Origin of the sequence: Terribium retamae (genome assembly GCF_022347545.1) — a bacterium.
GTDB classification, from domain to species: Bacteria; Pseudomonadota; Alphaproteobacteria; order Rhizobiales; family Rhizobiaceae; genus Mesorhizobium; species Mesorhizobium retamae.
In genome coordinates this window covers 600977-627972 of record NZ_JAKREW010000001.1, presented here as the reverse complement: position 1 = coordinate 627972, position 26996 = coordinate 600977, and the positions used below count along the sequence as shown (strand labels likewise).

Below are 26996 nucleotides of genomic sequence, written 5' to 3'. Positions count from 1 at the left end.
CTCAAGGTCGGTAGTCACTGAACACTGCATCGATGATCCGCATTGCCAGGGCGACCTCCTCGGCACTGCGGCTGATCTGGCCCGAAACAGTGATCATTGCCTTCCATAACGTCCAGGCACGGCCTCGCGCCCAGGTGCCGTCATCGAGGGGCAAGGCGTTGCGGAAGGCACGGCGGCTTTCGTTTCGGAACAGTGTCCAGGCAATCGCCAGATCGCAGGCTGGATCGCCGATCGCCGAACTGCCGAAGTCGATAACGGCAGACAGCTTGCCATCCTTCATCAGGAGATTGCCCCAGGCAATGTCGCCGTGGACCCAGACGGGCGAGTGCTGCCATTCAGTGGCGAGCGCCTCTTCCCAGATCGCTCGAGCCGCCTTTGTGTCGATCTTGCCCTCGATCAAGCGGAGTGCTTCCCGCGTCTGGCTGTCATAAACAGTGAGCGAACCTCCCCGGAAGTAGTTCTGCGGTCCGGCCGGCGGGCCTTCGGCAGCGTCGATCCGATGGAGTGCGGCGAGGAAACCTGCCAGGTCGATAGCGAATTCGCCGAAGTCTCCGATGCGTTCGTCCGTTGCTGGCTCCCCCTCCAGCCAGCCATAGATCGACCATGACCAGGGATAGCCTTCGCCGGGCTTGCCCATTGCGAGCGGCTTGGGGATCGGCAGTGGCAGTTGCGGTGCAAGCTTCGGCAGCCAGCGTTGTTCGTTGGCCACCTGTGCTGCATAGCCAGCCGCGCTCGGCAGCCGCACACTCATTTCGTCACCCAGCAGGAAAGTGCGATTGTCCCAGCCGCCCGGCTCGACCTTGCGGATCGACAGGTGTGCCCACTGTGGAAATTGCGTGCCGACCAGCCGTCGCACCAGCGTTGTGTCGATTTCGACAGTGACTTCGGATGTACCCGACATGGCTGTCCTCCGGTGCGTGGAGCACCTTGCAAAAGAAGAAAGGGCGACATTTCTGTCGCCCTTTCCCGGATATTGCCTGAGAAGGGCAGGCGTAGATGGATTTCGTTAAAAAACCATATCGTTGCTGGTACTTACAGACAGATCATGAAAATTGTTCTGAAGCCGAAAGCGTCGCAAATATAGCGCTGAAACCGGGTCGGCAAAAGAAAAGGGCGGCATTTCTGCCGCCCTTCGTAAGCTTGAGCCGGTTGGCTGGACTTAGAAGTCCATGCCGCCCATACCGCCCATGCCGCCAGGCATGGCCGGAGCCGGGGCGTCCTTCTTCGGAGCTTCGGCGATCATGGCCTCGGTGGTGACCAGCAAGCCGGCAACCGAAGCGGCGTCCTGCAGGGCGGTACGGACAACCTTGACCGGATCGACGATACCGAAGGCGATCATGTCGCCGTATTCGCCGGTCTGGGCGTTGTAGCCGTAGGTCGCGCCCTTGTTCTCGAGCACCTTGCCAGCAACGATCGAAGCTTCAGCGCCGGCGTTCGAGGCGATCTGACGGATCGGAGCCTGAAGGGCACGACGGACGATCGCGATACCAGCAGCCTGGTCGGCGTTGATGCCGGCCGACTTGATGGCCTGGGTGGCGCGCAGCAGGGCAACACCACCGCCTGCAACGATGCCTTCTTCCACCGCAGCGCGGGTGGCGTTCAGGGCGTCGTCAACGCGGTCCTTCTTTTCCTTCACTTCCACTTCAGTCGCACCGCCGACGCGGATAACGGCAACGCCGCCAGCCAGCTTGGCGAGACGCTCCTGGAGCTTCTCACGGTCGTAGTCCGAGGTGGTTTCTTCGATCTGCTGCTTGATCTGGGCGACGCGGCCCTGGATCTCGGCCTTCTTGCCGGCGCCGTCGACGATCGTGGTGTTCTCCTTCTCGATACGGACCTTCTTGGCCTTACCGAGCATGTTGAGCGTCACGCTTTCGAGCTTGATGCCGAGGTCTTCCGAAATGACCTGGCCACCGGTGAGGATGGCGATGTCTTCCAGCATGGCCTTGCGGCGGTCGCCGAAGCCCGGAGCCTTGACGGCAGCGATCTTCAGGCCACCGCGCAGCTTGTTGACGACCAGCGTGGCCAGAGCCTCGCCTTCGACGTCTTCCGAGATAATGAGGAGCGGCTTGGAGGTCTGCACGACGGCTTCGAGAACCGGGAGCATGGCCTGCAGATTGGACAGCTTCTTCTCGTGCAGGAGGATGTAGGCGTCCTCGAGCTCGGCGATCATCTTGTCCGGGTTGGTGATGAAGTAAGGCGACAGGTAGCCGCGGTCGAACTGCATGCCTTCGACGACTTCCAGCTCGGTCTCGGCGGTCTTGGCTTCCTCAACGGTGATGACGCCTTCGTTGCCGACCTTCTGCATCGCTTCGGCGATCATCTTGCCAACCGACTCGTCGCCATTGGCCGAGATGGTGCCGACCTGGGCGACTTCCTCGGAGGTCTTGATCTTCTTCGAGGCCTTGCCGAGAGCGGCAACGACTTCGGTGACAGCGAGGTCGATACCGCGCTTCAGGTCCATCGGGTTCATGCCGGCGGCAACCGACTTGGCGCCTTCCTGCACGATCGCCTGGGCCAGAACGGTAGCGGTCGTGGTGCCGTCGCCGGCGATGTCGTTGGTCTTCGAAGCGACTTCGCGGACCATCTGGGCGCCCATGTTCTCGAACTTGTCTTCAAGTTCGATCTCCTTGGCGACGGTGACGCCGTCCTTGGTGATGCGCGGAGCGCCGAACGACTTGTCGATGACGACGTTGCGGCCCTTCGGGCCGAGGGTCACCTTCACCGCGTCGGCGAGGATGTTGACGCCGCGCAGCATGCGCTCGCGGGCATCACGGGAGAATTTTACTTCTTTAGCAGCCATTTTTTACTCCTGGGCTTTGCGCCCGAAATCAAGATTGGATGGTGCGGATAAAGGCGGTCAGCCGATGATGCCCATGATGTCGGATTCCTTCATGATCAGAAGGTCTTCGCCATTGAGCTTCACTTCGGTGCCCGACCACTTGCCGAACAGGACGCGGTCGCCGGCCTTGACGTCCAGCGGAACCAGCTTGCCGGCCTCGTCACGAGCGCCCGAGCCGACGGCGATGACTTCGCCTTCCTGCGGCTTTTCCTTGGCGGTGTCGGGGATGATGATCCCGCCAGCCGTCTTCTCTTCGGATTCAACCCGGCGAACGACCACGCGGTCATGAAGCGGGCGGAACTTCGACTTTGCCATTTGATTTCCTCGGTGCGAAAGGTGAGAAAGAATTTCCTCCGTCCGGCCCTGCCGGACCTTCGGTTAGCACTCGCCATGGGTGAGTGCTAACGTGGCGGTGAGATAATCCCGTGTCGGAGGAGAGTCAAGGAGCGGCGCGGCATCTGGCCGCATGAAATCGGCGTTTTATCCTGGAGGCTGCCTTCGCGGCAGGATGCTCGTCGGTGATACCGATCCAATATGGGCAAAACATGCTAATAAGATGTCGTCCACGAACGGGCTGATGAAATGGGTCATGCTCGACGCAGCGGCGTAAGACGGGCATCCTTGTGGATGTTCATTCGGACCCTCCGATGATGCTGAAGCGTGGTAACTCCGGTCCGGTCCGAATGGACAACCTCCTGAAAGCGCACAGCTAGTCGAAGAACGTGCGCAACTGGCTGTGAATGATCGACTTGTAGTCGTCGAGCGTACGCTGTCCTTCCGCCCTGTCTTGTGTCAATGCCAGCCGCACGACGCCGCCGGCGAGCTGAAAGAACAGAAACACCAGGCGTCGAAATTCGTCACGCCGTTCGTACTTCAGCAGATGGATGACCTGACCGCAGAAGATATCGGCCTGATGATGTGTCTCGGCGATGTCGAGATTCTGAAGTGCCTTATCGGCCTGGATGGCGTTCTGCAGGTCCTGGATGGCGGGGTCTCCAGCGACGCGCTGGTAATAATCGTCGAGCATCCGATCGGACGCGGCGATCATGCTGTCCAACCCATCGATGTCGGTGACGATTTCCTGCTGACGCGCCCGAGTAACTTCGGAAAAGCGTTCGTAGAGCGTGGCCAGGATGGCCGACTTGTTGGGGAAGTAGTGATAGACGGTGGCAATCGGCCCGCCGGCTAGCGCGCCCACCTCCTTCATGGTCACGGCGTCAATGCCTTTCTCGCCGATCAGCCGCTTGGCGGTGGCCAGGATCGCGTCGATGCGCTCCCGGCTGCGTTCCTGTTTCGGCCGGCGCCGCAATTGCGACCCAGCGGCTGCTCGCTTGGACTGTTTCATGAGCCGGCTGTCCACATTGAATGCCCGTCGCCAAATCCGCATTGACAGGAAAGATGATCATGTATCAGTTTTCAAGATGCTGATTGAGTGTCAGCTTTTGGTTTGAGGCAACGGACGTTGGGAGGCGCCTGTGGACTCGACAAGTTCCGTGGATAGGGGAGAGGCAGACTGGCTTGTTGGCAATCCGACACGCCAGCAGCTTGCCGCATCCCTGTGGGTTGGTTCCGTTGGGCTGCTTGTGCTCGGTCTGCAGCCGGTGCTGCTCGGGGCGCTATTCACACAAGGTCATGTCACCGGTGATGAACTCGCACTGGTGGCAACCGCCGAACTGATCACCATCGGTATCGGCTCGGCCATCGTGGCCATGGCGCTCCCGGCGCGCAACATGCGTGGAAAGAGCGCGATCCTGCTGATCCTCCTGGCACTGGCCAATGTCTGGACGGCCCGCTCGGCGGGCGCAAACATGTTAATCGCTGCCCGTGCCGCAGCTGGCCTCGCCGAGGGCGGGTTGGTGGCGGTTGCAACAGAACTGATTGCGCGGTCGCGCAAGGCGGAGCGCATCGGCGGTTATTTCGTATCGTTGCAGACCCTTGCCCAGTGCGTTCTGACGCTGCTGCTCACGCTTGCGGTGATCCCGGCCTACGGCGCAAGTGGTGGTTTCATGGCCTTGGCCGTGGTTTGCGTGTTGTCGCTCGTGGTTGCACAAGCGGTGGCCGATGATTACGCAGACCTGCCGAGGGACGAACATTTCTCGAATGTGCTGACACCCGGCGCAATCACCGCGCTGCTTTCCATCTTCTGCTACTTCATGTTCTTCGGCTCGGTCTGGGCCTTCCTGGAACCACTCGGCGCCCAATACGGCATCGACGGCCGCACGGTTGGGCTGATTGTCTCGGCGAGCCTGGCCGCGCAGATCTCGGGTGCGATGACGGCGACCGTGTTCGAAGCACGCATCAACTATCGGGTCGCCATCATCGGCGTCGGTGTCGTCGCGGTGCTTGCGTGCGTGGTGCTGGCCAGCAAGCCAGCGTTGACCGCTTTCTGGGCTGCCGCGCTGGCGATGGGTTTTATCCTGCTCTTCGTTGTTCCCTATCAGATCCGGCTGGCGATCGCAGCGGACGAAACACGTATGGCAGCCCTTCTTGTCCCCGCGGCGCAACTGTTCGGATTGGCGCTCGGGCCTGTCGCCGCTTCGCTGCTCATCGATGAAGGCGACTTCCGCGCTGTGCCGGAATTCGCGGCTGTCAGCGTCATCGCCTCCGTTGCGTTGCTTGGCCTGTTTGTTGCGCTGGCGCGTCGGCGCGCTGCAGTCTGAGGCGAGGACAGCCATGACTGACACTGCACGCTGGACGAATTGGTCGGGCTTCGTAGAAGGCTCGCCACGGCGGATTTTGAACCCCGATAATCTCGATGGTGTTGTCGAAGCGGTGAAGACGGCACCGGGTCCATTGCGCGTGGTCGGGGCAGGACATTCATTCACACCGCTCGCCCTGACGGACGGCACGATGCTGTCGCTGGAGAAATTCCAAGGGCTGGTTTCGCACGACACAGCCGCCAACGTTGCGCGGGTTCGTGCCGGCACAAAACTCGGCTCGCTGATGCGGCTGCTGCAGGATATCGGCCAGGGTCTGCCCAATATGGGCGATATCGACAAGCAGGCAATCGGCGGGGCACTTGGAACGGCAACCCATGGTTCGGGCCGTAGGTTCGGCGCTTATCATACACAGCTCGAGGCGATGCAGTTTGTCGATGGGCGCGGCGAAGTACGCGAACTGACATTGACCAAGGACCGCGACATGATCCACGCTACCGGCGTGGCGCTTGGCGCTTTCGGCGTGCTGACCGAGGTGGCGCTCAGGAACATCCCGACCTATAGGCTGCATCGGCGCAAATGGGTGCTGCCGATCAAGGAGATGCTAGCCGAATTCGAGCCGATGATGGGCGCCCATCGCTCGGCGGAGTTCTACTACGTCCCGTTCTCCGGCCATGCGCAATTCATTGCCAGCGACCTGTCCGACAAGCCGGTGAGCCCGCGGCCGCCGGAGGAGGATGAAGAGGGATTGGCGACGCTGCGCAAGTTGCGCACGATGCTGCGTTTGGCACCTTGGTTGCGCGGAATGATCATCCGCTCCGTGATGGCCAGGCTGCCGGCGGAAGACTATGTACAGGATTGGCTCAACGTCTACGCCAGCGATCGCCGCACCCGCTTCAACGAGATGGAATATCACCTGCCTTTCGAGGAAGGACCTAAGGCGCTGGCCGAGATCGTCGAACTGACCGAAAAGCGCTTTGCGGAGGTCTATTTCCCAATGGAGGTCCGCTCGGTCGCGGCCGATGAGTTCTGGTTAAGTCCTTTCTACAGACGCCCGACTTGCTCGATCGCTATCCACCACGATGCGGCCAACGATCCGCGGCCTTTCATGCGGGCCGCTGAGCCGATCTTCCGCAAATATGGCGGGCGTCCGCATTGGGGGAAGATGCACAATCTGAAGGCGGCGGATTTCGAGGAACTTTATCCGCGCTGGAAGGACGCGATGGCGGTGAGACGGGATATCGACCCGGAAGGCCGTTTTGTTTCCCCCTATATGGCAGACCTGTTCGGGTTGAAGTGATGGACGCCCATTTCCTGACGATAACGGCTGCGCTGCGCGAGGCAGGACTGTTCAAGCCTTGCCTCGTTCTGGACCTGGATCGGCTTGATGCCAATGTCGCTCTGACCCGTCAGAAGCTGGCACCCGAGTTCGCACTCAGGCTGGTCGACAAATCGCTGCCTTGCCTTCCGCTTCTTTCCCATATTGCCAATGCACTTGGCTCTACGCGGTTCATGACCTTTCACCTGCCGATCAGCGAGGTGGTTCTCAAGGCTTTTCCGAAGGCGGATCTCCTGCTCGGCAAGCCAATGCCGGCTGAGGCCGCACGACAGGTGCTGTCGCGCAGGGATGACGACTGGAAACGCGTCTGTTGGCTGATCGATACGGAAGCGCGGCTGGAGCAATATATGGTGCTGGCGGAGGCGCTGGGTTGCGACCTTCGCATTGCCTTCGAGGTCGATGTCGGCCTGCATCGTGGCGGTATTGCGGAACCGGCCGCGCTGACTCGATTTTTGCAGCGGGCGCGCCAGCATCCTCTGCTGCATTGCGAAGGCATCATGGGCTACGAAGCCCATGCGCCGCATATTCCGAAACTGTTCGGCGGGCCGGAAAAAGCGCTGGCGGAATCTGTGGCCGCATTCCAGACCTTCGTTGCCTGTCTTGAGCCCGGTGAGCGGCAGATCCTGAACACCGGCGGCTCGAAAACAGCGCTGCTGCATGGCGTGCGGACGCAGGCGAATGAAGTATCCATCGGTTCGGCTTTTGTCCTGCCAAGCGATTTCGACACGGCCGGTCTGGTCGGCTTCAAGCCCGCTGCCTTCATCGCAACGCCGGTGCTGAAAGTGGTGGAAGCGCAAATGCCAGGGCCGGCTTTCGTTGGACGTATGTTGCAGGCGTTTGGGCGTTTTCCGCGGCGCGGCTGCTACATCTACGGTGGCAAGTGGATGGCGAAGCCGGTCTTTCCCAGCGGGGCGCGGGAGGAAGCGACGCTTGGCCAATCCTCCAATCAGCAGTTCATGGCGCTACCCGACAATACGACTCTATACCCGGACGATTTTTTCTTCCTGCGCCCAACCCAGTCCGAATCCGTCCTGCAGCAGTTCGGTGCCATTGCCGTGTTTTCCCAAGGACGTATCATTGAGCAATGGCCGGTTCTTCCGGTGGGCTGACTTATGATCGTTTAATGGTCGAGAGGGGCTTGATCGTTGCTTTTGGCATCCATATATTTGACTTAGTCAACAATTTGGTTGACGCCGTCTGGCGCCGCCAATCCCTTGAGGTTCTCATGTCTGCTTTTTCCAGCCCCCGTAACGAGGAAGTTGCCTGCGTGCGTGCGTTCAACCGTTTTTATACGCGCCAGATCGGCCTGCTGGAGGAAGTGCTGCTGAAGAGCCCATTTTCCCTGAGCGAAGCGCGGGTCCTGTTCGATCTTGCCCAGCGCGACGGTCAGAGCGCGGCTGAATTGGGGCGTGAGCTCGGGCTCGATGCCGGCTATCTCAGCCGCATGCTGAAGAAGTTCGAGGAGCGTGGCCTCGTACAGCGTCAGGCGCAGGCCGACGATGCCAGGCAGTCTGCAATCGTATTGACCGAGGCGGGCAGGCAGGCATTCGCCGGTCTGGATGAAGCGTCCAACCGCGAGATCGGCGTCATGCTCGATCGGCTGCCGGCCGAACAGCGTGAAACGCTGGTAACGTCTATGATGACGATCATGCGATTATTGGGCGAGGGGGGCGAACCCAAGGTACCTTACATCTTGAGACCGCTGCAGACCGGTGATGTCGGCTGGATTACGCACCGACAAGGCCTGCTCTACGCGCAGGAGTATGGCTGGGACGAAACCTATGAAGCGCTGGTAGCCGAAATCCTCGCCGGTTTCGTCAAGTCTTACAATCCGAAGAAGGAGCGCGCCTGGGTTGCGGAACGCAACGGCGAAGTGGTCGGTTCGATCTTCGCCGTCCACCAATCCGACGATGTGGCAAAGCTCAGGCTGCTTTATGTCGAGCCGGCTGCACGGGGGCTTGGCATTGGCCAACGACTGGTGGATGAATGCATCGCCTTTTCCCGCTCGCGCGGCTACAAGACGCTCACCTTGTGGACCAACGACATTCTCGTTGCGGCACGGCGCATATACCAGACTGCAGGTTTCAAGCTGGTCAAAGAGGAGCGCCACACGTCCTTCGGCAAGGACCTTGTCGGTCAGATCTGGAACCTCGAACTCTAAGCCTGTCCGCGGCGAACGAGGGCAGGGCTGCAACATTGTTCTGTTCCTCCAGTGCCGAGCGAACGACCATCCCTGTGCCTGCCATACACGGGGCATCACTTTGCTTTTCCCGGGCGAGCCGACGCGCGAAACTTCAACCATTCGGTGCAATCGAGCTGGAGGTGAGTGATGGCTTTTCGCTTCAAGGATGTTTTCAACAACACGCAAAGCGCGCTCGGCGCCGATGCCAGCCAGGCGACGGCGACTTTTCAAGCGCACTCGCAACTCGCCGACGGCTTTCGTTCAAACGTGGCGATCCGTCAGTTCAGCGTTGGTGTGGACGAGCCACCGGCGCTGGCAGGCCAGGATACGGCGCCAAACCCGGTCGAGTATATTCTGGCGGCGCTGGGTTCATGCCAGGAGATCACATATCGGCTCTATGCGGATGCGCTCGGTATTCCGCTGAACAGCGTTTCTGTTCAGTTGAGCGGCGATGTCGATCTGCGCGGGTTCTTCAGTGTCGATTCCAATGTGCGGCCGGGCTACCAACACGTCCGGGCGGAAGTTTTTATCGATAGTCCTGCGCCGGAAGCAGATATCGCTCGGCTCAAGGAAACTGTCGACCGCCATTGTCCGGTACTCGACATTTTGCGCAATCCCACGCCGGTCGAACTGCAGCTTACCAGGAGGGTACAGCAGGTCGCGGCGGAGTAGGGCGCCGACCTGGCCAGAACGCCGTCGGGCCTTAGTCCAGATTTGAAATTTGTCAGGGTCGATCCAAAGGGATCGGCCCTTTTTTCATGGTGTTGAACGTATGCATCCCCGTCAGCATGCTCGAGCGCTTGTGCATGACTGCCATGCAAATTTGCCCGATCACGTCTTTGGTGATCAGCTTGAATAGTAAGCATGCTTATTATATATCGCGCTTATGACTTCGAACGCGGAACATACGCTTGGCTTTCTGGTCCACACAGTGGGCCGGTTGTTGCGCAAGCGCCTTGAGCAGATGGCGGTGAACACCAGCTTGTCCGCCGCCCAATGGCGGCTGCTGTTTTCGGTCGCCAAGGAAGAAGGGACAACGCAGGCGCGTATCGCCGAGTTTTTGGAGATCGAGCCGATCAGCGTTTCGCGCATGCTCGATCGCATGGAGCAGGGCGGATGGGTTGAACGGAGGCCCGACGCCAGCGACCGCCGCGTAAGGGCGATCTTCCTCACGGAACTCGGGCGGGAAGCCTTTTTGTATGTGAAGAGTTTTGCGGGCGAGGTGACCGAAGAGGCATTCGCCGGCATTTCGAAGGCTGACCAGAAGATCATCATGCAGGGGCTCGAGAGGGTCATCGAGAACCTGAACAACAGCATAACGTCCTCCCAAGACGTTGAAGACGGCACCGAAGCCAAGACCTTAGAAAGCGCACACCAATGAACGCCGTGTCCAAGATCGATGAGAAAGACGCTGCCAAGCTCGAGATGGAGCAGCCTGCACCAGCCACCCAGCCGGTAGTCGCAGCTCCGCCTCCGGTAGAGACGCTGGCGGTGTCGCAGAAAAAGAAATCCCGCGGCTTGCGCTTTTTCCTGATGGTTTCGGTGCCACTCGTCCTGGTGGCCGCTGGTGGCTACTACTGGGTGACCGGTGGCCGTTATGAAGAGACTGAAAACGCCAATCTGCAGCAGGCGACGCTTTCGATCGCGGCCAATGTTCCAGGCCGTATCGTTGAAGTGAACGTTGCCGACAACAAGCCGGTCAAGAGGGGGGATGTGCTGTTCGCCATCGATCCTGAACCTTACAAAATCGCTCTCGCGCAGGCCGACGCCGCGGTTGCCAATGCCCGGCTCAGCGTCGAGCAGTTGCGTTCTTCCTACCGCCAGGCTCAGGCCAAGGAGCTGTCGGCTTCGAGCGAAGTCACCTATGCACAATCGCAATATGACCGCGCCGTCGACCTGGTAAAGAAGGGCATCAACCCGCAATCCACCCTCGACCAGGCCCGTAATGACCTGGACAAAGCCAAACAGGATCTTTCCGTTGCCGCTCAGGGCATCGATAGCGCCAAGGCTGCCCTTGATGGCAATCCCGATATCGCCACGGACCAGCATCCGACTGTGCTGGCCGCGCTTGCCGCCCGCGACAAGGCTGCTTTCGATCTTTCGCAAGCGACTGTCAGGGCTCCCGACGATGGTGTCGCTTACAAGGCCGCGTCCTTCCGGGTCGGCCAGTATGTCAGCGTTGGTACGCCATTGTTTGCGCTGGTCGAAACCGGGGACACCTGGATCGACGCCAACTTCAAGGAAACGCAGCTCACTCGCATGAAGCCCGGCCAGAAAGCCGAGGTGGTGCTCGACACCTATCCGGACAAGACCTTCGAGGCCACTGTCCAGGCGATCGGCGCAGGCACAGGCGCACAGTTTTCGCTGCTGCCGGCTCAGAATGCGACCGGCAACTGGGTGAAGGTGACGCAACGCATTCCGGTACGGCTGCAACTGGACAATGAAGATGCGGATCTGGCCCTGCGCGCCGGCATGAGCGCGTCGGTCACGGTCGATACCGGTGTTTCGCGCGGCTTTGGCGGTCTGTTCGGCCACGCCTTTGCAGGCGAGGCCAAATAAACCGGTGTTTTGAACCTAGTTTGACGAGGAGGATCGGTTTGCCGGCGAGGCAGGACGGATAAGCAGGTCGTCGCGGCGTAAAACGACGTCGCCCGGCCAGTCCACTCTCGTCCCGACCCGCACCAGGTTTCCGGGTGGCAGGCGCCTCAATGCGGGCGCTGGCCGTTAAACCCCCAAAACGGCCGGCATTTCCCATTTGGGTTTGCCCTGCCGCCCGGAAAGCCACTTGGAAACATCGGCGCCGATCATTCCAACTGGACGATATTGCCATGAGTGCAGAGCAAACCTTTCGCGAAGTCCCGAACCGCGGGCTGGCCACAGTCGCCATCATGGCGGCAACGGTCATGCAAGTGCTGGACACCACCATCGCCAACGTCGCTCTGCCGTCGATGTCGGGTGACCTCGGAGCTTCTCCCGATACGATCAACTGGGTGCTGACCTCCTATATCGTCGCCGCTGCCATCGTTACGCCGATGACCGGCTGGCTATCCGACAAGTTCGGTCGCAAGGAGCTGTTCCTCGGTTCGGTAGTCGGCTTCGTCGTCTTTTCGCTGCTGTGCGGTATCGCCTGGAGCCTGGAGACAATGGTGCTGTTCCGCCTGCTGCAGGGCGTGTTCGGAGCATCGATCGTGCCGCTCTCGCAGCTCTTCCTGATGGACATCAATCCCAAGGAGCGACGCGGGCAGGCAATGGCGATCTGGGGTGCCGGCATCATGGTCGGCCCTGTTGTCGGGCCAACTTTGGGTGGATGGTTGACCGACAGCTACAATTGGCGCTGGGTGTTCCTGATCAACCTGCCGGTCGGTATCGTCGCGTTCCTGGGTATGGCGGCGTTCCTGCCCAGTATCCCGAAGCGCTTGCGCGGTTTCGACTTCTTCGGCTTTGCCATGCTGTCGCTCGGCGTCGGTGCGTTGCAGCTGATGCTCGACCGTGGACCTGACGCCGACTGGTTTTCTTCAACCGAAATCTGGATCGAAACCGGCCTCGCGCTGATTGGTTTCTGGGTGTTCATCGTCCACACCGTCACTGCGGAGCGACCGTTCATCGACGCCAAGATCTTCCGTGACCGCAATTTTGCGGCGGCACTGGTGTTCATCTTCATCATCGGCGTCATCCTGCTTGCCGGCATGGCGCTGCTGCCGCCGATGCTGTCGGCCATTTTCGGTTACCCGACGGTGACGACGGGCATGGTGATGGCGCCTCGCGGCGTCGGCACGATGATCTCGATGCTGGCGGTCGGGCGACTGATGAAGATGATCGATCCGAAGAAGCTGATCTTTTTCGGCATGCTCCTCACAGCCTATTCATTCTACATGATGTCCGGCTTTACGCCGCAGATGGATGCCTGGCCGATCGTCACGTCGGGGGTAGTCCAGGGCCTGGGGCTCGGCCTGGTATTCGTGCCGATTTCGACGATGGCGTTTTCGACGCTCAACCCGGGCAATCTGCCGGACGCGACATCGCTGTTCACGTTGGTGCGCAACATCGGTTCCTCGATCGGCATCTCAGCCTTTACTGCGGTGCTGACGCAGAATACCCAGATCAATCACGTCGAGTTGTCGGCCTTCATCAACCCGTTCAACCCAACGTTCTGGGCGGCCAATCCGACGGCTGCGATGGGTGATCGGACCGCGTTGTCGCAGGTCGATGGCATGGTCAATATCCAGGCGCAGATGATCTCCTACGTCTCCGATTTCAAGCTGATGGCACTGGTGACCGCATGTGCGATCCCGCTGCTTCTGCTGCTGAGATCACCGAAGCAGGCTCCCGCGGGCGGTGCGCCGGCGGTGCATATGGAGTGAGTAGCGAGATAGAGAGTAGCGAATAGTGAGCAGGGCGAGTTTTGCGCCCTATTCGCTACTCTCTAATCACTATTCGCTCGTCATTTCCCCATCACCAATGCCCAGTAGCGCCAATCCGGCCGCTTGGCGTCTGTCACATAGGCAAGACCGAAGCGTGTGAAGCGTGGGTCGAGCATGTTGCGGCGGTGCGGTGGTGAATTCATCCACATGTCGAACAGGCGCGTGAGGTCCATGCGACCCTGCGCGATGTTCTCGGCCGCCGCTCCTGCGATGCCGTTGCCGGAAACACGCGAAGCGAAATCCTTGCCCCAGCCAGTTGTGTGTTCCATCCGACCCGCGCCAGCCATATAGCGCGCCTGCTGCAAGGCAGCTTGCTCGAGTTGCGAGTCCGGGGCCATATCAGGCAATCCAGCGCTGGAGCGGATCTTTCCGACCAGTCCGGACGCAGCCACGGATGCACCACCGCCTTGTCCGGTGGGGCGCAATGTGCCGCAGCCCGCGAGGAGGCCAATGAGACCGCCGCAGGCGGCCGTGATGAATATGCGGCGATCGAGTTGAGAAACAGGCATGATAAGGCTGCGAGCGGAGTGAGAGAGGGCTGTCTTGTCCTGCATAATGGCGATCATGGCTTTTAGCAGGCAGGACCTGTCCGAACTCAACAATCTGTGACCGGGGCAGCGCGACAATCTGGCCGAAAACTGCTAGTCTCCCCGCGTTCATTGAGTGGCAGCCACGGGCGGCCATCCTGGCGATGACCGCCCTCCAACCCCCCGGGAGGAAGGTAATGGCCGATTTTCACGTCATGGCTGGCGCACACGGGCTCGAACTGCCGACTGTGCGTCGTATCACCATTTCGGATCTTTTCGATGCATTGAGGCGTGGCGCCGAGGATTTCTGGGCCAAGCCATCGCATTATGTTTTCCTTGGCCTGATCTATCCTATCGTGGGTTTGATCCTGACGCAGTGGTCGTCCGGTTCAAATGCCATCCAACTCGTCTATCCGTTGATGACCGGTTTTGCGCTGGTCGGTCCATTCGCGGCGATCGGTCTCTACGAGATGTCGCGGCGGCTCGAACGCGGTATGGATACCTCTTGGAAGCGGGCATTTGATGTGCGCCATTCGCCGGCGCTGCCGTCCATCGCGGTCATTGGCATCATGCTGATGGCAATCTTCCTTTTGTGGTTGTTCACCGCGCAATCCATCTATACGGCCTATTTCGGCGAGCAGCCGCCGACTTCGATGGGAACCTTCGTTCGCGACGTCCTGACGACCAGCCATGGTCTGGGGCTGATCCTGTGGGGCAACATTGTCGGATTCTTCTTCGCGCTCGTGGTTCTGGCCACCACGGTGATCGCCTTTCCGCTGCTGCTTGACCGTGATGTCGGCGTGGTTTCGGCGACCGAAACCTCGGTCCGCGCTGTTGCCATGAACCCGGTACCGATGCTGGCATGGGGCCTGATCGTGGCTGTGCTACTGGTGATCGGCTCGATCCCGCTCTTTGCCGGTCTTGCCATCGTCATGCCAATCCTCGGTCACGCCACCTGGCATCTCTACCGCAAGGTAGTGGAGCCGGAACCGAGGGCAGACCGGCGGCCGATGTAGGCATCAGTCGGTCGGTAATGACCTAGCGCTGGCTTTCGGTCGCCATCCGAACAGCCAGCGCTGCCAGCACCGTCCCCATCAGCCAACGCTGGATCAGCATCCACAGCGGGCGGCCTGCCAGGAACACCGCTATCGAACCGGCTGTAATGGCGATGATCGCATTGACCGACAGGCTGATCGCGATCTGGGTCACGCCCAGCACCAGAAGCTGCGACAGCACCTGGCCCTTTTCTGGGTCGATGAACTGCGGCAGCAACGACAGGTAAAGCACCGCGACCTTCGGGTTCAACAGGTTGGTCATCAGCCCCATCATGAAAAGCTTGCGCGGCCGGTCGCGTGGCAGTTCGCGCACTTGGAAGGGCGAACGCCCACCGGGTCGAAGCGCCTGCCATGCGAGATAGAGCAGATAGAGTGCGCCGGCCAATCGCAAGGCGTCATAGGCATAAGGAACTGCCAGCAGTAGGGCGGTGATGCCGAAGGCCGCGGAGAACACATAGAACAGGAAGCCAACGGCGACGCCGCCGAGTGAGATCAGACCTGCTTTTGCTCCTTGTGAGAGCGAGCGCGAGATCAGATAGATCATGTTCGGGCCGGGCGTCAGCACCATGCCGAGGCAGATCAGCGCGAAGGCAATGTGATTGGCGGTATCGGGCACGCTTGTCCCCCAAAAGAAGCGCCACTCTGGCAGCGCCGGCGGAAACTGCATCTTTGCCGTGTGTCTCGCAAGGGCATGTCTCGTCGGTTGATTGCGCCAGTTCCGGTTCCCCCATGGCCATTGTCATGTTTAGGCAAAAGCTGGTGACATGCGGAAAGGCTTCGGCTAATCCGGGCCGTCCCGGCCGTGTTCGAAATTCAAGCGCCAACGGCCGGAAACCCAACCGCTGCCTTTCCCTGGGATACCATGACGGAACTTTTTGAGACGATCGAGACCTTGACCGCAATGTCCGGCCGTTATGACGCGCTTTTGTGCGACGTCTGGGGGGTGGTTCATAATGGCGAGACGCATTTTCCGGCCGCTGCCGCTGCCTTGGCCAAAGCGCGCAAGGCAGGCGTTGCAGTTGTGCTGATCACCAATTCGCCTCGACGTAGCGCCGATGTGATCGCGCAGATGCGACTGATCGGCGTACCGGACGGCACATTCGATCGTGTCGTAAGCTCCGGCGACGTTACGCGCGATCTGATCGCAGAGGGCCCGCGCAAAGTGTTCCACCTCGGTCCTGACCGCGACATGAACATCTATGACGGGCTGGACGTGGAAATCGTCGAGGAATTCGAGGCGCAGGTCGTCGTCTGTACCGGTCTTTTCGACGATGAGGCGGAAACGCCGGAAGACTACAAAGAGATGCTGACCAGGTTGCGTGCCCGCAATCTCCCGTTCATCTGCGCCAATCCCGATATCATCGTCGAGCGCGGCGAAAGGCTGATCTGGTGCGCCGGCGCACTCGCCAGAGACTATGCGCAGCTCGGTGGCCGCACGCTGATCGCCGGTAAACCACACGCGCCGATCTATGCGGCCGCGATGCAGGCCGCAGCGGAAGTGCTCGGCCGTGACATTCCCCGCAGCCGCGCACTAGCCATCGGCGACGGCATGATGACTGACGTGAAGGGCGGGGCCGATAATGGCTTCGATGTGCTCTATGTTTCCGGAGGTATTCACGCCCGGGACTATGGCGATCCACTGCAGCCCGATCCGGTGCAGCTTGCCGCCTTCCTCGGAAAGCACGGCTATCGGCCGGTTGCCGTCATGCCGCGGCTGAAATAGGAAGGCCGGCATGGATAAGCCGTTCGAGCGCATTCCGGGCGACACGGTGCTGCCGGCACGTCTGCGAGGCGGCGTGGTCGCGATCGGCAATTTCGACGGCGTGCATCGCGGTCACCAGGCCGTGCTTCAGCAGGCTCTCGACGAAGCCCGCCGACGCGGCGTCCCGGCGCTGGTGCTTACCTTCGAACCTCATCCACGTGCGGTCTTTCGGCCGGATGTGCCGCTTTTCGTTCTAACGCCGCCGCCGGTGAAGGCTAAGCTCCTGTCCGATCTGGGGTTCGACGCGGTGATCGAACAGGAATTCACACGTGAGTTCTCGCAGCGTTCGGCCGAATCCTTCATCACCGACATTCTGGAGAACAATCTCGGCATCTCCTGTGCGGTGACCGGCTTCGATTTCCATTTCGGCAAGGACCGCCAGGGCAACCCGGTTTTTCTAGCTGAGGCAGGAAAACGTCACGGTTTTGGCGTCGTGCAGGTCGAGGCATTCTGCGATGAGGGCAGCGAGGTAGTCTCCTCCAGCCGCATCCGCGGGTTGCTCGCGGAAGGCAAGCCGGAAGAGGCAGCAGGCTTGCTCGGCTATCGCTTTACGGTCGAGAGTGAAGTGATCGGCGGGCAGCAACTCGGCCGCACGCTAGGCTTTCCGACAGCGAATATGAAGCTTTCGTCCCAAACCACTCTAAAGGAAGGTATTTATGCCGTCCGCTTTCGTCGACAGGATGGCTCGATCCATGATGGCGTGGCGAGTTTCGGCCGTCGTCCGACTGTGGACGACAACGGCGCCCCTTTGCTCGAAACGTTCCTCTTCGATTTCTCGAACGGTCTTTATGGCGAGATTTGCGAGGTTTCGTTCTTCGGCTATCTGCGCGGCGAGGTGAAGTTCGAAGGACTTGATCCACTCGTCGCCCAGATGAAGCGCGACGAGGCTGAGGCGAGGGCGCTTCTGGCCGGTGTCAGGCCGCTGTCTACCCTCGACGCGAAGATCGCATTCTAGAGCGCCGCGCCTTCATCCGGACGAGGCGTTCTCCAGATACTTTCTGAACCAGCGTATCGCACGTGCCGAAAATCGTTTCCGGCTTTCCCGTCCAGCCTAGGCGCGGCTGTTTTTCAATCCAAGGCCAAATGCTATGTAGGTCCAGCCTTGGAAAACCAGGTCGATGGCCAGGAACAGTCCAAGCACCCACAGGCTGTTGACCGGCCATTGCAGGGCTATCAGCAGACCAGCGAGCGCGGTAACCACACCTCCGGCTATAATCCAGCCCGAACCCTTTTCGGCACGATTTTGGTAGCCGATGGTCGCTCTGATCAGGCCCGACGCGACGAGTGCGATCGCAAGCAGGAGGGTCAATACGGCTGACGCCAGGAGCGGGTTGTAGAAGGCGAAGAAGCCGGCGACGGCATAAAGCAAGCCATTGAGCAGCCAGTAGAAGAAACGTCCCCAGGTCTTCACGCCGAAAGCATGGATGACCTCGATGGCGCCGGCCATCAGCATCAACCAGCCAACGAAGTAGACCGAGGCGACCGTCGCAATGAACAGATTGCCGAAGGCGATACCACCAAAAACCAGCAACAAGACGCCGAGAGCCACGAACCATCCCCATTTGGAACGGGCTTCGCCGATTACATTCTTCAGCTCTTCCGTGGGCAGAGTCATGGCCGTCCTCTCCAAGATTGTGCCTGTCACAAGGCGGACGATAACTCTGTGCCAATATGACGTCCAGTGACGGAGCTGAAACCGAATGTGTTTGAAAATCGGGGATTTAAATCAAATTTTACCAACAGGCCCGCATAGACAACGCAACGGTGAGTTGTGCATGGTGTTGTGATGAGTCCTGCAAAGTCCCTTCCGGCGGCCATTGCCGCTGTTGTCCTCTTTGCGCCGGTCAGCGCACGCGCCGAGGGTGATTTCTTCGGCTGGATTCGCGGCGATTGGTATCTGGAGGTCGGCGTCACCGGCCTCGTCGCTCCGAATTTTGAAGGCGGAAAGAAATATCTGCTGGGCGCAGAGCCGATCATCTCTCTCGGCAAGGCCGGCGGGGACACGCGCTTTTCCTCGCGTAACGACAATATTTCGCTCGGCCTCTACGACAACGGAAATTTCCGCGCTGGTCTGAACGGCAAGCTGTTGCTGCGTCGCGACAGCGACACCGAAGGGCTGGAAGGGCTCGACCCGGTGCGATGGGGCGGCGAAGTTGGTGGGTTCGCTGAATTCTATCCGCTGGAATGGTTGCGTGTCCGCGGCGAGGTCCGACAAGGGTTCCGCGCGCATCACGGCGTCGTCGCCGATTTCGCGGCCGATGCCTTCTATGACGTTACCCCGGAGGTGCGCATTTCCGGCGGTCCGCGCATGTCGTTCGCCTCGGCCAGCTATTTCGATGCCTATTATGGTGTCAATGCTGCGGAATCCGTGGCGACGGGTCTTGCCGAATACAAGCCCGGCGGCGGCCTGAAATCCGTTGGCGTCGGTGGTGCCGTCACCTGGAAGGTGACCGATCCCATCACTGCGAGCCTATTCGGCGAATACAGCCGCCTTACCGGTCCGGCTGCCGATTCCAGCCTGGTCAGGCAGAACGGCTCGAAGGACCAGTTCACGATCGGTATTTCGACCAGCTATCGCTTCGATTTTAAACTCTAGCTGAATGCGGCAGGGAAGCGCTTTATTCCTGTCAGCTTATCCGCTAAAAGCGCGGCCATGACAGCTTTCTCGCGCGTTCGCGGCATTGCGATACGAATTAGTGGCCCGGTGTTCCGGACGGCCTGAGGTCGTCGGAGCCGCCGGGACTTTTTGCGTGGGCAACCTTCGCCCTTTTTCCAGAACTCTTTGATTACGCAATTCCGGACGGAAACCGCTGCACACTTTTCCGGGAATTGCTTTAGTTCAACGCCCGAGGGCTCGCTGCCGACGGGCAACGCATATGGCAGATCGATGAACGACAAAGCTGAAACCCTCGACTATTCGAAGACCCTTTATTTGCCGCAGACGGAATTCCCGATGCGCGCCGGATTGCCGGAAAAGGAACCGGTGCTGGTCAAGCGCTGGCAGGACATGGGCCTTTACAAGCGCCTGCGCGAAACCTCTGCCGGCCGACCGAAATATGTCCTGCACGACGGTCCACCCTATGCCAACGGCAACATCCATATCGGGCATGCGCTGAACAAGATCTTGAAGGACATCATCGTCCGCTCGTTCCAGATGCGCGGTTTCGATTCCAACTACGTGCCGGGCTGGGATTGCCACGGCCTGCCGATCGAATGGAAGATCGAGGAAGAGAATTACCGCTCCAAGGGCAAGTCCAAGCCGGACCTCACGCAGCCCGCCGAGATGGTGGCTTTCCGCCAGGAGTGCCGCGCGTATGCCGAAAAGTGGATCAAGGTCCAGGGTGACGAGTTCCAACGGCTCGGCGTCGTAGGCGATTTCGACAACCCATACACCACCATGGCCTTCCATGCGGAAGCGCGCATTGCCGGCGAGTTGCTGAAGTTCGCGACCAGCGACCAGCTTTATCGCGGCTCCAAGCCGGTCATGTGGTCGGTGGTGGAGCGCACCGCGCTGGCCGAGGCCGAAATCGAGTACCAGGATTACGAAAGTGATACGATCTGGGTGAAATTCCCGGTCGATGACGTGACCGGAGATCTTGCCGACGCGCATGTGGTGATCTGGACGACCACGCCCTGGACGATCCCCGGCAACCGCGCTGTCGCCTATTCGCCGCGTGTCGCATACGGCCTTTACGAGATCACGTCGGCGGAGAACGACTTCGGTCCTCAACCGGGCGAGAAGCTGATCCTTGCTGACACGCTTGCCGGGGATTCATCCACGAAGGCGAAGGTGAGCATGAAGCGGCTCCGCAATGTCCCTGCGGAAGCGCTTGGCAAGCTTACGCTTTCTCATCCTTTGAAAGGCCTTGGCGGCGGCTATGATTTCGTCGTGCCGATGGTCGCCGGCGATCACGTCACCGACGATGCCGGTACCGGATTCGTGCATACAGCCCCCAGCCACGGCCGCGAAGACTTCGAGGCCTGGATGGATGCTGCCCCGGAGTTGCGCAAGCAGGGCATCGACGTTGCGATCCCGTTCCCGGTCGACGACGCCGGCTTCTACACCAAGGACGCGCCGGGCTTCGGTCCGGATCGCGAGGGTGGGCCTGCGCGCGTCATCGACGACAACGGCAAGAAGGGCGACGCCAACAAAGCCGTCATCGAGGCACTGATCGCGGTGAATGCGTTGTTCGCACGCGGACGGTTGAAGCATCAGTATCCGCACTCGTGGCGTTCGAAGAAGCCGATCATCTTCCGCAACACGCCGCAGTGGTTCGTCTATATGGACAAGGAACTTGGCGACGGCACCACGCTGCGCAGCCGGGCGCTGAAGGCGATCGATGACACGCGCTTTGTCCCGGCAGCCGGCCAGACGCGCCTTCGTTCCATGATCGAGGAGCGCCCCGACTGGGTGCTGTCGCGCCAGCGTGCCTGGGGCGTGCCGATCGCTGTCTTCGCCGACGTCGACGGCAATGTGCTTAAGGACGAGTCGGTCAATGCCCGTATTGTCGAGGCCTTCGAGACGGAGGGGGCGGATGCCTGGTTCGCCGAAGGCGCGCGCGAGCGTTTCCTCGGCTCGCGCGCCAATGAGCCGTGGACGCAGGTCATGGACATCCTGGACGTCTGGTTCGACTCGGGCTCGACCCATACGTTCACACTGGAGGATCGTCCCGACTTGAAATGGCCGGCGGACGTCTATCTGGAGGGCTCCGACCAGCATCGTGGCTGGTTCCATTCCTCGCTGCTGGAAAGCTGCGGCACCAGGGGCAGGGCGCCTTACGACACGGTCGTCACCCATGGCTTCACCATGGACGAAGAAGGCCGCAAGATGTCGAAGTCGCTCGGCAACACCGTGGTGCCTCAGGACGTCATCAAACAGTCGGGTGCCGATATCCTGCGGCTTTGGGTGGCGACGACCGACTATTGGGAAGACCAGCGGCTCGGCAAGACCATCCTGCAGACCAACATCGACGCCTATCGCAAGCTGCGCAACACCATACGCTGGATGTTGGGTACGCTGGCACATGATGATGGTGCCGAAGTAGCGGTCGCCGAGATGCCGGAACTGGAGCGACTGATGCTGCACCGGCTCGCCGAACTCGATGAACTGGTGCGCTCCGGCTTCGATGCGTTCGAGTTCAAACGCATCACGCGTTCGCTGCTCGACTTCATGGTTGTTGAACTCTCAGCCTTCTATTTCGACATCCGCAAGGATGCGCTCTACTGCGACGCGCCATCCAGCGTGAAGCGCAAGGCTTCGGTACAGGTGGTGCGCCACCTTTTCGATTGCCTGGTGAAATGGCTGGCGCCACTTCTGCCCTTCACGACCGAAGAGGCCTGGCTGGACCGCAATCCACAAGCCGAATCGCTGCATCTGGAACAGATGCCGGCGGTGCCTTCCGGCTGGCGCAACGACGCGCTGGCCGAAAAGTGGCGCAAGATTCGTCAGGTGCGCAGCGTCGTCACCGGTGCGCTGGAACTGGAGCGCGCCAAGAAGACGATCGGCTCCTCGCTGGAAGCGGTGCCGGTGGTCTATCTCGCAGATGCCAGCCTGGAAGCCGCGCTTGCCGGCATCGACCTTGCCGAGATCAGCATCACGTCTGATCTTGTCGTCTCGCATGACACGGCACCGGCAGATGCCTTTGCGTTGCGGGAGGTTGCGGGCGTTGCCGTGGTGATCACCAAGGCCGAGGATCGTGGCCTCGTGAAATGCGCCCGCTCCTGGCGCTACACTGCCGATGTCGGTTCGGATGCGGTCTATCCGGACGTTTCGGCGCGCGACGCGGCAGCCCTTCATGAATTGAAAGTGCTCGGCCGTCTCTAGGCTTTTGATGCCTTGCACCGCCGGCTCTAGTGCAGTGGCCGGCGTTGCCCTTAACGGGGTGTTGAGGTAAAGACCCCACATTCCGACGAAGAACAATGACAAACTATCGCCGGATTCCCGTTGAATGAGCGCTTAGAGTTCATTGCCGGGCCACCGGGGCTGGCCAGAGGTCGAGAGTGATAAAAATCAGCATGACCGATAGATACCGCGCGCGCGCGCTGGTCCTCGTGCCGCTCATGGCGTCTGGCCTGGCGCTTTCCGGCTGTGTCGGGTCGCCAACCTATGGCACCGACAAGCCTGCGGACGAACAACTGCTCGGCGATCTTTCGAACGCCATCTCGCTGCGTCCGCCCAAGCGCAACAATATCGACTACAAACCGCGCGCGACGCTGGTGAAGCCGAAGCCTGGTACGCAAGCGGCCTTGCCTGCGCCGCAGGATTCGATCACCCAGACCGCTGGTGGTGAATGGCCGGAATCGCCGGAACAGAAGCGCGCACGCCTGCGCGCCGAGGCGACCGCCAATGAAAACAATCCGAATTACGAGCCCGGCATCTATGCCGACGACGTACAGACCGATCCGGTTGCCGTGCGCAAGGCCATGGCTGAATCGGGTTCGAGCCATCCGCCTCCTCCGGACAGCGGCCAGGCCGTCGCCCGACGCGCCGAAGTGGCAAAACGTGTTGCGGCGAGCCAACAGAGCACGCCAACGTCGCGCAGGTTCCTTACCGACCCGCCCGTCGCCTATCGTACAGCGTCGGATGCCGCGCCGCAGGGAGACCTTGGCGAGGACGAATACAAGAAAGAACGGCGCCTGAAGAAGGAAGCCCAGGCCAAGAGCGGCAAGTCGGGCTGGTTCGACTGGTGGAACTAGGCTTCTGAAAAAACCTGCATGATAAAAAGCCGCTGCTTCTGCCAGCGGCTTTTTTGTTGGAATGAATACTGCCCGTTCATTTTTGTCAGTGTGAGACAATTTCGAACGGAGAACCGCTGCCGTATTAACGGCGGTCCCGGAAGAAGTCCTTGAGGATGGCCGAGGCTTCCGTTTCTGCAAATCCCGCATACACATCGGGAACATGATGGCAGGTGGGAGCCGCGAAGAAACGCGGTCCGTTGACGACTGCGCCACCTTTTTCGTCAGCGGCGCCGAAATAGAGCCGCCGCAGCCTGGCGAACGAGATTGCACCGGCACACATAGCGCAGGGCTCCAGCGTCACATAGAGGTCATGGCCGGTCAGTCTTTCGCTGGCGAGGTTCCGGCAGGCCTCGCGGATCGCCAGGATCTCCGCGTGCGCGGTCGGGTCCGACAGTTCGCGTGTGCGATTGCCGGCAGCAGCGACAATCACGTTGCCATGCACGATGACTGCGCCGACCGGCACTTCGCCGCGTGCCGCAGCCGCCTCTGCTTCCTTTAGCGCGGCTGCCATGAAATCCGGTCGTCTCACGCTGTTTCTGCTCCTCGATGAGCTCAGAATAGTCCTCGCCACCCGGCAGCGATCCTGTTATCTAGCGCGCGACTTCGAAAACCGATATCGATTTTCGAACAGGATCACGCGCACAACAGAAGCGTTACAGCGTCCTGACGCGTCGTTGCCGACGCGCGACGCCGTGACCGTGCGACAAATTTAGGAGATGGAGCGGAAGGCTGATCGCATTCCGCTCCGGCGAGCAAGGCAAGATGGACGACAAAAACAACAAGCCGCCGCGGTCGCGCGGCTCCAGAGCAGACGGCCCCCGCGGCCACGATTCCGGCAAGGCCGGCAAGCCTGGTTTCGGCAAGAAGCCGTTCGCCAAGCGTGCAGAAGGCGACCGGGCAACAGGCGAGCGCCCGCGCAGCGACTTCAAACCTGGTGGCGGCAAGCCTTGGCAGAAGCGTGAGGACGGCGGCAAGCGACCCTTCGAGAAAGGCGCGCGCGGTGAAGGCAAGCCATTTGTCAAGCGCGACGGTCCGCGCAAGCCCTATGCACCGCGGGAAGAGGCGGCTGAGGGCGAGCGGCCACGCCGCGATTTCGGCGATCGTCCTCGTGGTGCTCGCTCGGAAGGCGGATTCCGGCAAGATCGTAAGCCATACGAGAAGCGGGAAGGTGGCAAGCGGCCCTTCGAAAAGGGCACGCGTGGTGAAGGCAAGCCCTTCGTCAAGCGAGACGGTCCGCGCAAATCCTACGCTCCGCGCGAAGACCGTGCAGCAGATGGTGAGCGCCCGAAGCGCGACTTTGGTGGTGATCGGCCGCGTGGTGCGCGGCCGGAAGGCGGCTTTCGTTCGGACCGCAAGCCCTATGAGAAGCGGGAAGGTGCCGGCAATCAACGTCCCGGTCGCTTTGAACGTGGCGAACGCAAATTCGAGGGAGAGCGCTCCGACCGTCAATTCGAGCCGGGCGAACGTCGTTTCGAGCGCTCGAAGTTCGACGGTGAACGCAAGCCGTTCCAGAAACGTGAGGGTTCGAAGCGCCCCTTCGACAAGGGACCGCGTCGTGAATCTGCCGCGCGCTCTCATGCTCCGGCGGAAACCGCCGAGACCGGCGAGCGTATCGCAAAGCGATTGGCACGCGCCGGCATCGCTTCTCGACGCGACGCCGAGGAACTGATCGCGGCCGGACGAGTCAAAGTCAACGGCCAGATGCTGACCTCGCCTGCCTTCAACGTCTCACCGAGTGACGTTATCCACCTCGACGGCACGGAAATTCCGCCGATCGAGCGCACCCGCCTGTTCCTGTTCCACAAGCCGGCAGGTGTGGTCACGACCAACCGCGATCCGGAAGGCCGCAAGACCGTCTTCGACGTGCTGCCGTCCGAACTGCCGCGGCTGATGACGATCGGCCGACTCGACATCAACACCGAGGGCCTGCTGCTGCTCACCAATGACGGTGGATTGTCGCGCGTACTGGAACTACCTGCCACGGGCTGGCTGCGACGCTACCGTGTGCGTGTGCACGGCAAGGTCGAGGAACAGGCGCTGGCCGACCTCAGGGACGGCATTGCCGTCGACGGCGTTTTCTACGGCGCCATCGAAGCTTCGCTGGAGCGTACGCAAGGCACCAATGCCTGGCTGACCATTGGTCTGCGCGAAGGCAAGAACCGGGAGGTCAAGAACATCCTCGGCGCGCTTGGCCTCGAGGTGACACGGCTGATCCGCGTTTCTTACGGTCCTTTCCAGCTCGGCGAGCTTCCGGAAGGTCATGTGCAGGAGATAAAGGGCCGTACGCTGCGCGAACAACTCGGCGAGACCTTGATCGAGGAAGCCGGCGCCAATTTCGACGCCGATATCACGACGCCTTTTTCGAACAAGCCGGTGCGCCGCACCGAGCGGCGCGAGGAAGAGGCGCCGCGTGCTCGACCAACGCGCGACGGCGATCGCCGTCCAATCGGCGAGGGCGGCCTTATCAAGGCGCGCAAGCGCCGCGAAGACAGCCGTGACGAAGCGCTTGGCAAGTTGTCGACCAAGCCGGATCGTAGCGGTTTCGGCAAAGGTGGTGCCGGCAAAGGCTTCGGCGAGCGTGGCCCAAAGAAGGGAGAGCGCGAGCAGCGGCCGATCGATCCGCCAGGTCAGCGTCGCGCCAATGTCTGGATGGCGCCGGGCGCCAGACCGCAGGGCGCCAAGACGGAACGGCCCGAGAAGTCCGATGCCGGCAAAGGTGGCCCGCGTGGTCGCTCCTTCGACGGCAAGGGCGGTGCACCGCGCGGCAAGGGACCGGGCAAAGGCCCAAGGTCGCGCTGATGCGGGTTGTCGGTGGTGAATTTCGCGGGCGGCCCCTGGCGACGCCGCGCGACCAATCCATTCGCCCGACCACCGATCGCGCACGGGAAGCAGTGTTCAACGTGCTGATGCACCGTTTCGGCGAGAAGCTGGAAGGCGCGCGGGTACTCGACCTCTTCGCAGGTACCGGCGCGCTCGGGCTAGAGGCATTGTCGCGTGGCGCTTCCTATGCGGTTTTCATCGAGGAATCGGCGGAGGGGCGTGGGCTTATTCGTTCCAACGTAGAGGCTTTCGGTCTTACCGGCCGCACCAAGATCTTTCGCCGCGATGCAACTAAACTCGGAGAGGCAGGCACAATGGCGCCTTTCGGCTTGCTATTTGCCGATCCGCCCTATGGCAAAGGACTTGGCGAACAGGCGCTGCGATCGGCGCGCGCTGGAGGCTGGCTGGTACCGGGCGCGCTTTGTGTCGTCGAGGAAGCTGCTGGAGCACCTTTCCAACTGGACGAGGGGTTTTCGGTGATCGATGAACGCAACTACGGCGAAACCGTCATCCGCTTTATTGGAGCTAACTGACTTTGAGCCTTTCGCGCGCTGTGGCCTGACTTCGGCCCATATTTGCGGCAAGACGAGCATAAGAGGCACGGAATCGACGAAGACGCATGGTTGCAGCAAAGCGGAGCGGTCAGTGAGAGTTCG

At 60.8% G+C, this 26996-nt stretch carries 24 protein-coding genes; 16 read left to right on the top strand and 8 right to left on the bottom strand.

Features of this window, described 5'->3' with window-relative positions:
* Position 1 precedes the first annotated feature (1 nt).
* From L4923_RS02970 to L4923_RS02955, 4 genes are all read right to left on the bottom strand, one after another.
* Positions 2 to 901 (bottom strand): aminoglycoside phosphotransferase family protein, encoded by a 900-nt coding sequence (locus L4923_RS02970; protein ID WP_239361925.1) that lies wholly within the window; start codon positions 899 to 901, stop codon positions 2 to 4.
* A 258-nt stretch (positions 902 to 1159) separates the two neighbouring features.
* A complete protein-coding gene (gene groL / locus L4923_RS02965) occupies positions 1160 to 2800 on the bottom strand; it encodes a chaperonin GroEL (RefSeq protein WP_239361924.1) in 1641 nt (546 codons plus the stop codon).
* A 57-nt stretch (positions 2801 to 2857) separates the two neighbouring features.
* Positions 2858 to 3154, bottom strand: a complete 297-nt coding sequence (gene groES, locus L4923_RS02960) for a co-chaperone GroES (protein WP_019173599.1) — start codon at positions 3152 to 3154, stop codon at positions 2858 to 2860.
* A 394-nt stretch (positions 3155 to 3548) separates the two neighbouring features.
* Complete coding sequence (locus tag L4923_RS02955; RefSeq protein ID WP_239361923.1) at positions 3549 to 4184, bottom strand: TetR/AcrR family transcriptional regulator; 636 nt, start codon at positions 4182 to 4184, stop codon at positions 3549 to 3551.
* Between the two features lie 130 nt (positions 4185 to 4314).
* Here L4923_RS02955 and L4923_RS02950 point away from each other — a divergent pair, with 130 nt between their 5' ends.
* The 8 genes from L4923_RS02950 to L4923_RS02915 all read left to right on the top strand — a co-directional run bounded on the left by L4923_RS02950 (position 4315) and on the right by L4923_RS02915 (position 13378).
* Complete coding sequence (locus L4923_RS02950) at positions 4315 to 5499, top strand: MFS transporter (protein ID WP_239361922.1); 1185 nt, start codon at positions 4315 to 4317, stop codon at positions 5497 to 5499.
* 13 nt (positions 5500 to 5512) lie between these two features.
* A complete protein-coding gene (locus L4923_RS02945; protein WP_239361921.1) occupies positions 5513 to 6796 on the top strand; it encodes a D-arabinono-1,4-lactone oxidase in 1284 nt (427 codons plus the stop codon).
* Positions 6796 to 7944: an alanine racemase gene (locus tag L4923_RS02940; protein ID WP_239361920.1), complete on the top strand. Its 1149-nt coding sequence runs from the start codon at positions 6796 to 6798 to the stop codon at positions 7942 to 7944. The genes L4923_RS02945 and L4923_RS02940 overlap by 1 nt, the downstream gene beginning before the upstream one ends.
* Positions 7945 to 8060: 116 nt before the next feature.
* The gene (locus tag L4923_RS02935) at positions 8061 to 8996 is read left to right on the top strand and encodes a bifunctional helix-turn-helix transcriptional regulator/GNAT family N-acetyltransferase (RefSeq protein ID WP_239361919.1); all 936 of its coding nucleotides are present in this window, start codon (positions 8061 to 8063) and stop codon (positions 8994 to 8996) included.
* A 168-nt stretch (positions 8997 to 9164) separates the two neighbouring features.
* Complete coding sequence (locus tag L4923_RS02930) at positions 9165 to 9689, top strand: OsmC family protein (RefSeq protein WP_239361917.1); 525 nt, start codon at positions 9165 to 9167, stop codon at positions 9687 to 9689.
* A gap of 271 nt (positions 9690 to 9960) precedes the next feature.
* Positions 9961 to 10398 carry a MarR family winged helix-turn-helix transcriptional regulator gene (locus L4923_RS02925; protein WP_343302641.1) on the top strand — a complete coding sequence of 146 codons (438 nt, stop codon included), beginning with the start codon at positions 9961 to 9963 and terminating at the stop codon, positions 10396 to 10398.
* Entirely contained in the window at positions 10395 to 11576 is a 1182-nt protein-coding gene (locus L4923_RS02920) for an HlyD family secretion protein (protein ID WP_239361913.1), read from the top strand. Before L4923_RS02925 ends, L4923_RS02920 begins: the two co-directional genes overlap by 4 nt.
* A gap of 269 nt (positions 11577 to 11845) precedes the next feature.
* Positions 11846 to 13378 (top strand): DHA2 family efflux MFS transporter permease subunit, encoded by a 1533-nt coding sequence (locus L4923_RS02915; RefSeq protein ID WP_239361912.1) that lies wholly within the window; start codon positions 11846 to 11848, stop codon positions 13376 to 13378.
* 80 nt (positions 13379 to 13458) lie between these two features.
* Here L4923_RS02915 and L4923_RS02910 read toward each other — a convergent pair whose 3' ends face one another.
* Entirely contained in the window at positions 13459 to 13947 is a 489-nt protein-coding gene (locus tag L4923_RS02910; protein ID WP_239361911.1) for a CAP domain-containing protein, read from the bottom strand.
* 215 nt (positions 13948 to 14162) lie between these two features.
* Between L4923_RS02910 and L4923_RS02905 the strand changes: the two genes are divergently transcribed.
* Positions 14163 to 14981, top strand: a complete 819-nt coding sequence (locus L4923_RS02905) for a DUF2189 domain-containing protein (protein ID WP_239361910.1) — start codon at positions 14163 to 14165, stop codon at positions 14979 to 14981.
* A 22-nt stretch (positions 14982 to 15003) separates the two neighbouring features.
* Here L4923_RS02905 and L4923_RS02900 read toward each other — a convergent pair whose 3' ends face one another.
* Entirely contained in the window at positions 15004 to 15588 is a 585-nt protein-coding gene (locus L4923_RS02900; protein WP_425530901.1) for a LysE family translocator, read from the bottom strand.
* 294 nt (positions 15589 to 15882) lie between these two features.
* Here L4923_RS02900 and L4923_RS02895 point away from each other — a divergent pair, with 294 nt between their 5' ends.
* Positions 15883 to 16743 (top strand): TIGR01459 family HAD-type hydrolase, encoded by an 861-nt coding sequence (locus L4923_RS02895; protein WP_239361908.1) that lies wholly within the window; start codon positions 15883 to 15885, stop codon positions 16741 to 16743.
* A gap of 10 nt (positions 16744 to 16753) precedes the next feature.
* Positions 16754 to 17737, top strand: coding sequence for a bifunctional riboflavin kinase/FAD synthetase (locus L4923_RS02890; RefSeq protein ID WP_239361907.1), 984 nt, complete (start codon positions 16754 to 16756; stop codon positions 17735 to 17737).
* A 96-nt stretch (positions 17738 to 17833) separates the two neighbouring features.
* Here L4923_RS02890 and L4923_RS02885 read toward each other — a convergent pair whose 3' ends face one another.
* Positions 17834 to 18397: an HdeD family acid-resistance protein gene (locus L4923_RS02885; RefSeq protein ID WP_239361906.1), complete on the bottom strand. Its 564-nt coding sequence runs from the start codon at positions 18395 to 18397 to the stop codon at positions 17834 to 17836.
* A 171-nt stretch (positions 18398 to 18568) separates the two neighbouring features.
* Here L4923_RS02885 and L4923_RS02880 point away from each other — a divergent pair, with 171 nt between their 5' ends.
* The 3 genes from L4923_RS02880 (at position 18569) to L4923_RS02870 (ending at position 23478) form a co-directional block, all read left to right on the top strand.
* Positions 18569 to 19378 carry a MipA/OmpV family protein gene (locus L4923_RS02880; RefSeq protein ID WP_239361905.1) on the top strand — a complete coding sequence of 270 codons (810 nt, stop codon included), beginning with the start codon at positions 18569 to 18571 and terminating at the stop codon, positions 19376 to 19378.
* A 291-nt stretch (positions 19379 to 19669) separates the two neighbouring features.
* A complete protein-coding gene (gene ileS / locus L4923_RS02875) occupies positions 19670 to 22606 on the top strand; it encodes an isoleucine--tRNA ligase (RefSeq protein WP_239361904.1) in 2937 nt (978 codons plus the stop codon).
* A gap of 191 nt (positions 22607 to 22797) precedes the next feature.
* Positions 22798 to 23478, top strand: a complete 681-nt coding sequence (locus tag L4923_RS02870) for a hypothetical protein (RefSeq protein WP_239361903.1) — start codon at positions 22798 to 22800, stop codon at positions 23476 to 23478.
* A 124-nt stretch (positions 23479 to 23602) separates the two neighbouring features.
* Here L4923_RS02870 and L4923_RS02865 read toward each other — a convergent pair whose 3' ends face one another.
* The gene (locus L4923_RS02865; RefSeq protein ID WP_239361902.1) at positions 23603 to 24049 is read right to left on the bottom strand and encodes a nucleoside deaminase; all 447 of its coding nucleotides are present in this window, start codon (positions 24047 to 24049) and stop codon (positions 23603 to 23605) included.
* Between the two features lie 233 nt (positions 24050 to 24282).
* On the opposite strand from L4923_RS02865, the gene L4923_RS02860 reads away from it, so the two are divergent.
* Both L4923_RS02860 and rsmD read left to right on the top strand, forming a co-directional pair.
* On the top strand, positions 24283 to 26319 hold the full coding sequence (locus L4923_RS02860) for a pseudouridine synthase (protein WP_239361901.1): 2037 nt from the start codon (positions 24283 to 24285) through the stop codon (positions 26317 to 26319).
* Complete coding sequence (rsmD, locus tag L4923_RS02855) at positions 26319 to 26873, top strand: 16S rRNA (guanine(966)-N(2))-methyltransferase RsmD (RefSeq protein WP_239361900.1); 555 nt, start codon at positions 26319 to 26321, stop codon at positions 26871 to 26873. The genes L4923_RS02860 and rsmD overlap by 1 nt, the downstream gene beginning before the upstream one ends.
* Positions 26874 to 26996 lie beyond the last annotated feature (123 nt).